At 72.5% G+C, this 11,443-nt stretch carries 12 protein-coding genes and 1 pseudogene; 7 read left to right on the top strand and 6 right to left on the bottom strand.

Going from position 1 to position 11,443, the window contains the following annotated elements:
• Positions 1-30 precede the first annotated feature (30 nt).
• Complete coding sequence (locus A8711_RS03200; RefSeq protein WP_069087404.1) at positions 31-957, bottom strand: IS3 family transposase; 927 nt, start codon at positions 955-957, stop codon at positions 31-33.
• On the bottom strand, positions 954-1,265 hold the full coding sequence (locus A8711_RS03205; RefSeq protein WP_069087405.1) for a transposase: 312 nt from the start codon (positions 1,263-1,265) through the stop codon (positions 954-956). The genes A8711_RS03200 and A8711_RS03205 overlap by 4 nt, the downstream gene beginning before the upstream one ends.
• Before the next feature lie 71 nt (positions 1,266-1,336).
• Between A8711_RS03205 and A8711_RS03210 the strand changes: the two are divergent.
• Together A8711_RS03210 and A8711_RS03215 are read left to right on the top strand one after the other, a co-directional pair.
• Positions 1,337-2,149, top strand: a pseudogene (locus A8711_RS03210) (NAD(P)/FAD-dependent oxidoreductase); the annotation flags it as partial.
• Between the two features lie 58 nt (positions 2,150-2,207).
• Positions 2,208-3,800, top strand: coding sequence for a hypothetical protein (locus tag A8711_RS03215; protein ID WP_141707643.1), 1,593 nt, complete (start codon positions 2,208-2,210; stop codon positions 3,798-3,800).
• Positions 3,801-3,807: 7 nt separating this feature from the next.
• Here A8711_RS03215 and A8711_RS03220 read toward each other — a convergent pair whose 3' ends face one another.
• On the bottom strand, positions 3,808-4,494 hold the full coding sequence (locus A8711_RS03220) for a TetR/AcrR family transcriptional regulator (protein ID WP_043326618.1): 687 nt from the start codon (positions 4,492-4,494) through the stop codon (positions 3,808-3,810).
• Between the two features lie 139 nt (positions 4,495-4,633).
• Between A8711_RS03220 and A8711_RS03225 the strand changes: the two genes are divergently transcribed.
• Complete coding sequence (locus A8711_RS03225; protein ID WP_069087407.1) at positions 4,634-5,569, top strand: NAD-dependent epimerase/dehydratase family protein; 936 nt, start codon at positions 4,634-4,636, stop codon at positions 5,567-5,569.
• A gap of 25 nt (positions 5,570-5,594) precedes the next feature.
• On the opposite strand, the gene glpX is transcribed toward A8711_RS03225, so the two are convergent.
• Positions 5,595-6,626 carry a class II fructose-bisphosphatase gene (gene glpX, locus A8711_RS03230; RefSeq protein WP_043326614.1) on the bottom strand — a complete coding sequence of 344 codons (1,032 nt, stop codon included), beginning with the start codon at positions 6,624-6,626 and terminating at the stop codon, positions 5,595-5,597.
• Positions 6,627-6,773: 147 nt separating this feature from the next.
• On the opposite strand from glpX, the gene A8711_RS03235 reads away from it, so the two are divergent.
• Positions 6,774-7,463, top strand: coding sequence for a DUF4245 domain-containing protein (locus A8711_RS03235; RefSeq protein WP_069087408.1), 690 nt, complete (start codon positions 6,774-6,776; stop codon positions 7,461-7,463).
• 92 nt (positions 7,464-7,555) lie between these two features.
• A complete protein-coding gene (locus A8711_RS03240) occupies positions 7,556-8,395 on the top strand; it encodes a hypothetical protein (RefSeq protein ID WP_064447664.1) in 840 nt (279 codons plus the stop codon).
• Positions 8,396-8,435: 40 nt separating this feature from the next.
• On the opposite strand, the gene A8711_RS03245 is transcribed toward A8711_RS03240, so the two are convergent.
• Both A8711_RS03245 and xseA read right to left on the bottom strand, forming a co-directional pair.
• Positions 8,436-8,645, bottom strand: coding sequence for an exodeoxyribonuclease VII small subunit (locus A8711_RS03245; RefSeq protein ID WP_064447665.1), 210 nt, complete (start codon positions 8,643-8,645; stop codon positions 8,436-8,438).
• Positions 8,646-8,658: 13 nt separating this feature from the next.
• Positions 8,659-9,915, bottom strand: a complete 1,257-nt coding sequence (xseA, locus tag A8711_RS03250) for an exodeoxyribonuclease VII large subunit (protein ID WP_083296916.1) — start codon at positions 9,913-9,915, stop codon at positions 8,659-8,661.
• Between the two features lie 87 nt (positions 9,916-10,002).
• Between xseA and A8711_RS03255 the strand changes: the two genes are divergently transcribed.
• Complete coding sequence (locus A8711_RS03255) at positions 10,003-10,992, top strand: 4-hydroxy-3-methylbut-2-enyl diphosphate reductase (RefSeq protein ID WP_064447666.1); 990 nt, start codon at positions 10,003-10,005, stop codon at positions 10,990-10,992.
• A 37-nt stretch (positions 10,993-11,029) separates the two neighbouring features.
• Entirely contained in the window at positions 11,030-11,440 is a 411-nt protein-coding gene (locus A8711_RS03260) for a hypothetical protein (RefSeq protein WP_043326603.1), read from the top strand.
• Positions 11,441-11,443: the final 3 nt, after the last annotated feature.

Genomic DNA, 11,443 nt, shown 5'->3' on the forward strand with positions numbered 1-11,443 from the left:
TGAGTTCCCCCCGCTTTGATGGAGCGGTGGTTACCTGCTGCCGGCTGGCGCAGGGGTGGCGATAGGTGGCTCGGCTGGTTGCGGCTGGCGGGTGTGCCAGGCGGTCTCGTACTCGTTGGGGCTGAGGTAGCCCAGCTCGCGTTGGATGCGGCGGGTGTTGTACCAGCCGTCGATGTAGGCGAAGATCGCGTTCTCGGCTTCGTCGCGGGTCCGCCACGAGGTGCGGTAGACGAGTTCGATCTTCAACGTCGACCAGAAGTTCTCCATCAACGCGTTGTCGTACGAGTCGCCGACGGAGCCCATCGAGGGCAGGATCCCGTTGTCCTGCAAGCGTTCGGAGAAACGGAACGACGTGTAGTTGGATCCCCTGTCCGAGTGGTGGATCAACTGGCCGCCGCGGACATCGCGCGACCAGATGCCGTATTCGAGGGCGGCGAGGATCAGGTCGGTGTCGCAGCGGTCAGACGTCTTCCACCCGACGATCCGGCGGGAAAACACATCCCGGACCGCGGCGAGCCAGAACACACCCTCACCGCAGGGGATGCGGGTGGCGTCGGCAACCCAGAGCCGGTTCGGCCCGTCGGCGGTGAACTGCCGGTTGACCAGATCCGGCGCTGGCGTGTGTCGGGGATCTTGCTTCGTGGAGCCGCCACGCCAGCCCCGGCGCAGGAACGCCCCCTGCCAGCCGTGGGCGGCCATCAGCCGCTCGACGCGCTTGCGGCCCACGCGGATGCCGTCACGGCGTAGCTGCCGGTGGACCCGGTCCGCGCCGTAGGTTCGCCCGGAGGTCTCCCAGATCTCGTGGATGTTAGAGATCAACCCCAGGTCGACGACGTCCCGGTCGCAGGGCTGCTCGGCCTGCTTGACCCACGCGTAGTAGGTCGAGGCGCCGATGTTCAGGACCCGTAGCAGGAGCGCGACCGCGAACTGGTCACGGTGTTCATCAATGAACGTCATGACCGTCGCCGGGTCGGGTCGAGCTCCGCCGCGAAATACGCGCTCGCAGCCTTCAGGATCTCGTTCGCCCGCCGCAGCTCAGTGACTTCCCTGCGCAGCCGGCGGTTCTCCTCCGCCATCTCGCTGGTCGGCCGGTCGTGACGCTCACCTGCGTCGGCCTCGGCTTGGCGGATCCAGCTCCTGAGCGCCTCGTGATGCACGCCAAGCTGCTCGGCCAGGCGCCGGATGACGGGCTTCGGATCCGACTCGCGGTACAGACGCACAGCGCGCTGACGTAGCTCATCGGGGTACTTCTTCGGTGCTGCCACGGACGACTTCCTCCCCCACGGCCATCAGACCATGGTCAAGAAGCTCCATAAAAGCGGGGGCGGCTCACCTCGACGTCGCCGGCTTCCCCGCGATCAAGGGCCGCGAGCTGGTCGCGAACCTGGTCGCCCAGGCCGCGCCGTTCCACCCCGAATACCAGCTCGGCGTACGCGCGGAAAAGCTGTCCTACCTCGACGGCCGGCCGGTGCTCGGCCTGGCCGGCGGCGAGCAGCTGAGCTGCGGCGCGGTGCTGGTCACCGGCGGGCTCGGCAGCTTCACGCCCCGGCCGCTGCCGGTCGCGGAGAGCTTCACCGGCGGCGGCATCGTCTACTTCGTGCCGCAGCCGGCCGAGCTGACCGACCGGCACGTGCTCATCGTCGGTGGCGGCGACTCGGCGTTCGACTGGGCCGCCACGCTCGCGCCGCTGGCCCGGTCGGTGACGCTCGTGCACCGGCGGGACCGCTTCCGGGCGCACGCCGCCACCATCGAGCGGGTCCGCGCGCTGCCGGTGCGGATCGTCGTCAACGCCGAGGTGAGCCGCCTGTACGGCGAGGAGACGGTCACCGGCGCCGAGCTGACCGTACGCGGCGGCGAGGCGGAGACGCTGCCGGTCGACACGGTGGTGGCCGCGCTCGGCTTCACCGCCGACCTCGGCCCGCTCGCCGAGTGGGGGCTGAACATCGACCGGCGGCACATCGTGGTGGACAGCGCGATGGCCACCAACCTGCCCCGGGTGTTCGCCGCCGGTGACATCACCGAATATCCGGGCAAGGTCCGCCTGATCGCCACCGGCTTCGGCGAGGCGGCCACGGCTGTGAACAACGCGGCTGTCGTCATCGACCCGACCGCGCACCTGTTCCCCGGTCACTCCTCCGACGGCACCTGACGCCGCATCCTCACCGTTCCGTGGCCGGAGCGCGACTGTCCGCGCCCACGATGGACGGATGCGCCCCTCCGAGTCGACAGCACCCGACGGTGCCCGGATTTCGCTCGCCTGGCTGGGTCATCCGGGAACCGTGCTCTCGTTGATCGTGCTGGTGCTCAACGACCATGTGTTCAAGGCGGCCTTTCCGGGCCTGGTGACCGGCAAGCTGAGCGACGTCGCCGGGCTGGTGCTCGCGCCGCCGCTGGTGGCGGTGCTGGTGACGCTGGTCGTACCCCGGTTTCGGTCCCGGTCCGTGGCGGGTTTCGCGCTGGCCCTGGTCGGTCTCGGGTTCGCCGTGGTCAAGGTTGACGAGCAGGCCGCAGCGGCCGCCTCGCAGATGTGGAGCGTGGTGAGCGGCCCTTCGTTGATCAGGGCCGACCCGACCGACCTGCTCACCCTGCCGGCCCTGGCGGTGGCGGCCTGGACGTGGCGGCGGGCCCGGCGCGACGCCGTGGGGCACCGGGCCGCCCGGCTGGTCCGGCTGGTCGTGCTGCTGCCGGCGGCGCTCGTCGCGGTGGCGGCCACGAGCCCGATCGAGCGCCCCGACGCGGTCGCCACCAAGGTGGTCGACGGTCGGCTGGCCGCCGGCGCCGCCACCGGCCCGATGTCGGCGGAGGAGGGCATCCCCACCTGGTGGCGGATCAGCGACGACGCCGGCGTCACGTGGCGCGACCCGGTGGACGCCGAGCAGGAGGCCCTGTGGAAGCGCGTGCCGACCAGGATCGGACCGGACCACCCGGTGTGCGTTGCCGCCACGCCCCAGCGTTGCTACCGGGTGGCGTCGGGCCGGATCCGCGTGGAGGAGAGCGACGACGCCGGACGGACCTGGCGACTGTCCTGGGAGATCCCCGAGAAGCAGCGGGAGTTGTTGAAGGCCCGCTACGAGGAGGCCGGGCCGGACGGGAAACGGATCACCGGTCAGGACCTCGCCGTACTCGACGTCCCCGGTGGCGGACACGTGGTGCTGGTGGCGAACGCCCGGGACGGCTTCGCGTTGCGTGACGTCGCCGGCAGGTGGCAGCGGATCGGTTTCCCGGGTGGCCGGTGGAAAGGGGAGCCACCGCCGCTGGGCATGATCTCGCCGGGGGACCGGTACGACGACACGGTCCGTGCGCTGCTGCTGGTGCCGGCGTTGGTCGTGCTGGTGCTTCTGGTCGCCCGGACACGGGCCGGACGGGCGTCCGGTCACGGCTCGTCGCTGCCTGTCCTCCAGGGCGCGCTCCAGGTCCTGATCGCGATGCTGCTGTTCGCGGTCTGGACGAGCGAGAACACCACGCTGGTCAGACTGGCTCCGCTGGTCGTCGTGCCGCTGTTGCTGGGCGCCGCGGTGCTCACCCTCGTCTCGCGCGATCTGCGGGCGGCGCCCGGCCGGTGGGTCGCCGAGGTGCTGGCCGCCGCGGGCCTCACCGCGGCGCTGGCCGGGGCGGCGATGGTGGGATGGCTGCACGGCCGACCGGTGTACGCCGGGACAGCCGTCGTGCTCGCCGTGCTCGGCACGGTGCCAGGGCTGCTGCTCGGCTGGCGGGCGGCCCGGCTGATCGGGCCGTGGCGACCGCCGTACGAGCCGCCGTACCCGCCGGCGGTCCCGGTGGACCGCTCGCGGCCCGGCTGACCCGGCGTCAGGGCAGGCCGATGAGGTCTGCCATCAGGCCGATCTGGTGGTCGAAGTACTCGTCGCGGTGTGGCAGCGCCCGGTTGATCCGGCCGAACAGCTCGAAGCTGATCAGCCCGAACAGCTGGGTCCAGCCGGCCATGCCGCGGGCCAGCAGCGCGGGCGGTACGTCCATGCCGATCTGCTCGACCAGCTCGGTCACGTCGCCGCGCAGCGGCTCGGGCAGTTCCTGGTCGGGCGGGGCGAGCCGGCCGGTGGCCAGCCCGTCGCGCAGGATGCCGATCAGCGTCAGCGGTGGACGCTGGGCCGGCACGATGGTTTCGTCGGGGGCCGCGTACCCGGGCACCGGGCTGCCGTAGAGCAGCGCGTACTCGGCGGGGTGGGCCAGCGCCCAGGCGCGGGCGGCCCGGCAGGCGGCGAGCCAGCGTCCGCGCAGGTCGGCCTGGTCGGCGGCGGCGTCGGCCGCCTCCACCGCGTCGCCGAGCGCGTCGTACGCCTCCAGGATCAGCGCGGTGAGCAGGTCGTCGCGGCTGGGGAAGTAGCGGTAGATCGCCGAGGAGACCATGCCGAGGTCCCGGGCGACCGCGCGCAGCGAGAGGTTCGCGCCGTCGGTGTCCAGGTGGCGGCGGGCCACCGTCTTGATCTCTTCGATCATCCCGGCGCGGACCCGGGCGCGCAGTGAGGGAGCGACCATGCCCTCACTCTGCCACGGATGAGAGCAGCAATCAAAAGAGAGAGCACTGCTCTTGACGTCGACCTGCGCTTGAGTCATGATCTGTTTCGAGAGCGGTGCTCTCGCTTCGGACAACTGCTTCAGAAAAGGTGGATCTGTCATGGCCCTGCATGTGATCGTCGGCGCCGGCCCCGTCGGCACCGCCACCGCCGACCTGCTCGCCGAGCGCGGCGAGCAGGTACGGGTGGTCACCCGGCGCGGCACCGGCCCGGAGCACCGGGCGGTCGAACTGGTGGCCGCCGACGCCGCCGACGCGGACCGGCTCACCGAGCTGACCAAGGGCGCGGCCGCGCTCTACAACTGCGCCAACCCGGCCTACCACAGGTGGGCGACGGACTGGCCGCCGCTGGCCGCCGCGCTGCTCACCGCCGCGGAGCGCAGCGACGCCGTGCTCGCCACGGTCGGCAACCTCTACGGGTACGGCCCGGTCGACGCCCCGATGACCGAGGCGACCCCGCTCGCCGCCACCGGCGTCAAGGGCCGCGTCCGCAACCGGATGTGGGCCGACGCGCTGGACGCCCACCGCGCCGGGCGGGCCCGGGTCACCGAGGTACGCGGCTCCGACTACATCGGGCTCGGCGGCAACTCGCTGCCCATGATGGTGCTGCCCAAGGTGCTCGCCGGGCAGCGGGTGTTCCTGCCTGTCGACTGGGACGCCCCGCACACCTGGACGTACGTGCCGGACGTCGCCCGTACCCTCGTCACGGCCGCGACCGACCCGCGCGCCTGGGGACGGGCCTGGCACGTGCCGAGCCCACCGCCGGTACCCATGCGGCACCTGGCCGAGCTGGCGGCGCAGCGGGCCGGCGTGGCGGCGCCACGACTGACCCGGATGCCCTACCCGGTGCTCTGGCTCGGTGGCCTGGCCGACCCGTTCGCCCGCGAGATGCGGGAGACCGCGCACCAGTTCGCCGCGCCGTTCGTGATGGACTCCAGCGCCGCCACCGCCACGTTCGGGATCGAGGCGACGCCGCTGGACCGCGTCGTCGACGAGATGGTCTCCGGCCTGCGCGCCCCGGCCCCCGCCGCCCGTTAGGGGCGGGGGCGGGACGCCGCCGGGCTCACTCCTGCTCGGCCAGCGGGCGGCCGTCGAAGTCGACGGCCGAGTAGAGGGCGAGCTTCTCCAGGCGGTGGTACGAGTCGATCACCCGGATCGTGCCGCTCTTCGAGCGCATCACGATCGACTGGGTGTACGCGCCACCGGAGCGGTAACGCACGCCGCGCAGCAGGTCGCCGGAGGTGACGCCGGTGGCCACGAAGAAGCAGTTGTCGCCGGTGACCAGGTCGTCGGTGAACAGCACCCGGTCCAGGTCGTGCCCGGCGTCCAGCGCCTTGCGGCGTTCCTCGGCGTCCTTCGGCCAGAGCTTGGCCTGCATCATGCCGCCCATGCACTTCAGCGCGCACGCGGCGGTGATGCCCTCCGGGGTGCCGCCGATGCCCATCAGCACGTCCACGTCCGACTCGCCGCGGGCCGCCGCGATGGCCCCGGCGATGTCGCCGTCGGAGATGAACCGGATCCCGGCCCCGGTACGCCGGATCTGCTTGACCAGGTCGTCGTGGCGCGACCGGTCCAGCACGCACACGGTCACCTCGGCGGCGTCGGTGCCCTTGACCTTCGCGATCCGGTGGATGTTCTCGGCCACCCCGGCGTTGATGTCGACCACGTCGGCGTACATCGGGCCGACGGCGAGCTTCTCCATGTAGAAGACGGCGCTCGGGTCGAACATCGCGCCGCGCTCGGCCACCGCGAGCACGGCGAGCGCGTTCGGCATGCCCTTGCTCATCAGCGTGGTGCCGTCGATCGGGTCGACCGCCACGTCCACCTCGGGGCCGGTCCCGTCGCCGACCTCCTCGCCGTTGAACAGCATCGGCGCGTTGTCCTTCTCGCCCTCGCCGATCACCACGACGCCGCGCATCGGGATGGAGTTGATCAGCTTGCGCATGGCGTCGACCGCTGCGCCGTCGCCGCCCTCCTTGTCGCCCCGGCCGACCCAGCGGCCGGCGGCCATCGCCGCGGCCTCGGTCACCCGTACCAGATCGAGGGCGAGGTTGCGGTCGAGATCCTGGGGCGTCCGCGTCCTGGTGGTTGTCATGGCGGCCTCCTCGCGACGTTGCGGGGTGGGACCGGCGGTCGTCGCCGCCGGTTTTGTCGCTGATCCTCACACGATCTCAGGTTCGCGGTCCCGGCGGGGCGGAGGAGGCCAGGATCACGCCTCCCGGCGGGCTGCGACAATGGCCGGGTGGAAGCCGCACAGCCTGCCGACCGCGCACCGACCGACGCCACCCCGCCGGACGGCCAGCCACCGGTCCGACCGGGTGGCGGCCCGACCCCGCCCGAGGGCCAGCCCGCGCTCGTCGCGGAGCAGGGCGAACCGGCCGCCGCGGGGGACACGCCCGCGCCGCCCGCCGGCAAGGAGAAGGCCCGCTCCGAGCGGTCGCCGAAGGACATGGCGCTGTCCCTGCTGATCCTGCTGGTCCCGATCGCGCTGCTGCTCGCCTTCTACCGCGGCTTCCTCGGCGGCGACTCGCCGGTCACCGTCGACCCGGCGTCCGCGCTGGAACAGGCCCGCTCCGCGAACGTCTTCCCGGTCAGCGCGCCGACCGGTCTGGGCGACGACTGGCGTACGGTGAACGCCCGCTTCCGGACCGAGGCCGACGGGTCGACGCTGCGGATCGGGTACGTGACCCCGGAGGGCCGCGGCGCGCAGCTCGTGGAGAGCAACGTCCCGGCGGAGAAGCTCCTCCCGGCCGAGCTGAGTGAGGGCCGGCCGCAGGGGGCGGCCGACCTGCCCGACGGGCTGAGCTGGCAGCGCTACACCGCCCGCGGCAACGAGCAGGCGCTCGTCCTGCTGGAGCCGAACCGCACAGTGATCGTGGTCGGCGACGCCGGGGAGACGGAGCTGCGCAAGCTCGCCACGTCACTGCGCTGACGTCCTCCCTCCGGGTGAGGCGGGATTGCGGATCCCCGCTTCCGGGAACAGAAGGGACATCGAGCCCGGACGACCCACCTGGAGAGGTTGACGTGAAGATACGACGCTTCAGCGCCACCGCGTTCGCCGCGGCGCTGCTCATTCCCGGCCTGGCGGCCTGCAACGGCGACGCGACGACCTCCGGCGCCTCCTCGACACCGAGCGCCTCCGGCAGCGTCGCACCGAGCGCCACGGCGTCCAGCAGCGCGGCCAAGCAGGCCCTGCTCGACTCCACGAACGCGATCCGTGAAGGGAACTTCAAGTTCACCATGACCGGCGCGGGCTCCACCGCCGAAGGGCAGGTGCACGAGCCGAGCCAGAGCGCCGACATGCGGATGACCATCGGCGACCCGTCGTCGGACCTGATGATGAAGCTGGACCTGATCCACGCCAAGCCGGACAGCTGGGTGAAGCTGGAGCTGGGCGGCACGGCGGCGACCCAGATCCCCGGCGTGAAGAACCTCAACACCGGCAAGTACCACCACCTCGACCAGAACCGGATCAAGGGCAACCGGGCGCTGGGCTTCGACTTCGAGAAGCTCGACCCGGCCGGCAGCGCCGTGCTCACCCAGGGCATCACCGAGGTACGGCAGACCGGCGAGGGCACGTACGAGGGCACCGTCGACGTGTCGAAGGCCGCCGAGGCGGGCTCGCTCGACCCGGCCGTGATCACCGCGCTCGGCGCGCAGGCCCAGTCCGTGCCGTTCACCGCCAAGGTCGACACGCAGGGCCGGCTCAGTGAGATGGTGCTCAAGATCCCGGCGGCCGGGCAGAACGCCGCGCAGGACCTGAAGATCACCTACACCGACTACGGCAACGCGGCGGCGGCCCAGAAGCCCCCGGCCGACCAGGTCGTCGAGGCGCCCGCCGAGCTGTACAACCTGTTCAACTGACCTCTGCGGTGGGGTTCGGCGATCACGCCGGACCCCACCGTCAGTCCTCGGCGCGCTGCCGGGCGGCGTCGATACGGGCGCGCGCGCCGTCCAGCCAGCGCTGGCACACCCCGGCGAGCTGCTCGCCGCGCTCCCAGAGGGCCAGCGACTCCTCCAGCGAGGTGCCGCCGGCCTCCAGCTTCTCCACCACCGAGGCCAGCTCGGCGCGGGCCTGCTCGTAGCTGAGCTGCTCGTCCTTCGTCCCGGTCATCGTCTCTCTTTCCTCAGCCGTCGACGGTGGCGGTCAGCTCGCCCTCGGCGAGGCGTACCCGCAGTGGATCGCCCTTGGCGACCTCGGACGCCGCGCGGACGACGTGGCCGTCGGCGCGCTGCACGATCGCGTAGCCGCGCTCCAGCGTCGCGGCCGGGGACAGCGCGCGCAGCCGGGCCAGCGTGTGCCGCAGGTCGTCGGTGGCCCCCCGCAGCCGGTGCTCCAGGGACCGGCCGGCGCGGTCACGCAGCGCCGACACGTCCACCGCCCGCTGCTCGACCATCACCTGCGGCCGGGCCAGCACCGGGCGGGAGCGCAGCAGGTCGATCCGGTGCTGCTCCCGGTCGACCAGGTGGCGAACGGCCCGTTCCAGCCGGGACCGGGCCTGGCCGATCAACCGGACCTCCTCGGTCAGGTCCGGCACGATGCGCTTGGCCGCGTCGGTCGGGGTGGAGGCGCGCACGTCGGCCACGTAGTCCAGCAGCGGCGCGTCGGTCTCGTGGCCGATCGCGCTGACCACCGGCGTGCGGCAGGCGAAGACCGCCCGGCACAGCGTCTCGTCGGAGAAGGGCAGCAGATCCTCGATGCCGCCACCGCCCCGGGCGATGACGATCACGTCGACCGCCGGATCGGCGTCGAGCACCTTCAGCGCGCCGACGATGTCCGGCACCGCGCTCGGCCCCTGCACCGCCACGTTGATCGTGCGGAAGTCGACGGCGGGCCAGCGGCGGCGGGCGTTCGTCAGCACGTCCCGCTCGGCCGCCGAGGCGCGGCCGGTGATCAGGCCGACCCGGCCCGGCAGGAACGGCAGCCGCCGCTTGCGGGACCGGTCGAACAGGCCCTCGGCGGCGAGCAGCTTCTTGAGCTTCTCCAGCCGGGCCAGCAGTTCACCGAGGCCGACCTGGCGGATCTCGTCGGCGCGCAGGCTGAGCGTGCCCCGCGCGGCGTAGAACTCGGGCTTGGCGTGCAGCACCACCCGGGCGCCCTCGCGCAGCTCCGGCGCGCCGGCGTCCAGCACGTCGCGGTTCGTGGTGACGGTGAGGCTCAGATCGGCCGACGGGTCGCGCAGCGTAAGGAAGACGGTGCTCGCGCCGGGACGGCGGCTGATCTGCGCCACCTGGCCGTCGACCCACACCCAGCCGAGGCGGGCGATCCAGGCGCCGACCTTCTGGCTGACCACCCGGACCGGCCACGGCTCCTCGGCCGTGCTCCGCCCGTCCGGCTTGCTCTGCCCGTCCGGCCTGCTCTGCCCGTCCTCTCCCGCGCTCACCAGCCCACCCTACGGCCCGGGACCGACAGCGCCCGCGCGCGCCTCGCGGCCGCTGCCGCACGGGAGAGCGCCACGTACGATGGGCGGGTGACTGACGCTGAGACGACTCCCCGGACCGGCAAGCGCGTGCTCCTGGCCAACCCCCGCGGCTACTGCGCGGGCGTGGACCGGGCGGTGCAGACCGTCGAGGAGGCGCTGAAGCTCTACGGCGCGCCGATCTACGTGCGTAAGCAGATCGTGCACAACAAGCACGTGGTGCGCACGCTGGAGGCCCAGGGCGCGATCTTCGTGGAGGAGAACGAGGAGGTGCCGGAGGGCGCCACCGTCATCTTCTCCGCCCACGGCGTCGCCCCCGAGGTGTACGAGCAGGCCAAGGAGCGCTCGCTGCGGGCGATCGACGCCACCTGCCCGCTGGTCACGAAGGTGCACCACGAGGCCCGGCGGTTCGCCGCGCAGGACTACGACATCCTGCTCATCGGGCACGAGGGGCACGAGGAGGTCATCGGCACCGCCGGTGAGGCGCCCGCCCACATCCAGCTCGTCGACGGCCCCGACGGCGTCGACAAGGTCACCGTGCGCGACCCGGAGAAGGTGGTCTGGCTGTCCCAGACCACGCTGTCGGTGGACGAGACGCTGGAGACCGTGGCCCGGCTCAAGAAGCGCCTGCCGCTGCTCCAGTCGCCGCCCAGCGACGACATCTGCTACGCCACCTCCAACCGCCAGCACGTGGTCAAGGAGATCGCCCCCGAGTGCGACGTGGTGATCGTGGTCGGCTCCCGCAACTCCTCGAACTCGGTCCGGCTGGTCGAGGTGGCGCTGGACGCCGGCGCCCGCGCCGGGCACCTGGTCGACTTCGCGCACGAGATCGACGACGCCTGGCTGGCCGGGGCGAGCACTGTGGGTGTGACCTCCGGCGCGAGCGTCCCGGACGAGCTGGTCCAGCAGGTGCTCGCGCACCTGGCCGAGCGCGGCTTCGGCGACGTCGAGGAGATCACCACCGCCGACGAGCGGCTGACGTTCTCGCTGCCGCAGGAACTCAAGCGCGACATGAAGGCCGCCGCCGCGGCGCGCGGCTGACGGGAACGCAACGGCCGTCCGCCGCGTCCAACCGACCATGAAGACTCCTCGTACGGTGCTCGTCGCACTGCTCGCCGGCCTCGCGCTGACCGCCTGCGCCGCACCCGGCGACGGGTCCGCCGATCCCAGCCCCAGCCCGAGTACGACGGGAGCCGCCCCGGTGACCAGCCAGCCCGATCCCGGCACCGGCCCGAGCCGGCCGGACCCCTCCTGGAAGGGCGGCCCGTCGACGCCGCCGGGCGTCGGCGGCACCGTCATCACCGGCACCGTGCAGGCCGGGGTCGAGCCGAACTGCCTGCTGCTCGACGGCCACCTGCTCGTCGGCGGCCCCCGCGACGTGCTCAAGGCCGGCGCCCGGGTCGAGGTCACCGGCCGTCCCGAACCGGGCATGATGACCACCTGTCAGCAGGGCACCCCGTTCGTGGTCGAGTCCGCCCGCCCCGCCTGACGA

Source organism: Micromonospora sp. II, from assembly GCF_001709195.1.
Lineage (GTDB): Bacteria > Actinomycetota > Actinomycetes > Mycobacteriales > Micromonosporaceae > Micromonospora > Micromonospora chalcea.

What these genes read in the sequence shown, in the direction of transcription:
- A8711_RS03200 (WP_069087404.1), bottom strand. Translation starts at nt 957, where the DNA reads ATGACGTTCATTGATGAACACCGTGACCAGTTCGCGGTCGCGCTCCTG.
- A8711_RS03215 (WP_141707643.1), top strand. Translation starts at nt 2,208, where the DNA reads ATGCGCCCCTCCGAGTCGACAGCACCCGACGGTGCCCGGATTTCGCTC.
- A8711_RS03220 (WP_043326618.1), bottom strand. Translation starts at nt 4,494, where the DNA reads ATGGTCGCTCCCTCACTGCGCGCCCGGGTCCGCGCCGGGATGATCGAA.
- A8711_RS03225 (WP_069087407.1), top strand. Translation starts at nt 4,634, where the DNA reads ATGGCCCTGCATGTGATCGTCGGCGCCGGCCCCGTCGGCACCGCCACC.
- glpX (WP_043326614.1), bottom strand. Translation starts at nt 6,626, where the DNA reads ATGACAACCACCAGGACGCGGACGCCCCAGGATCTCGACCGCAACCTC.
- A8711_RS03245 (WP_064447665.1), bottom strand. Translation starts at nt 8,645, where the DNA reads ATGACCGGGACGAAGGACGAGCAGCTCAGCTACGAGCAGGCCCGCGCC.
- A8711_RS03260 (WP_043326603.1), top strand. Translation starts at nt 11,030, where the DNA reads ATGAAGACTCCTCGTACGGTGCTCGTCGCACTGCTCGCCGGCCTCGCG.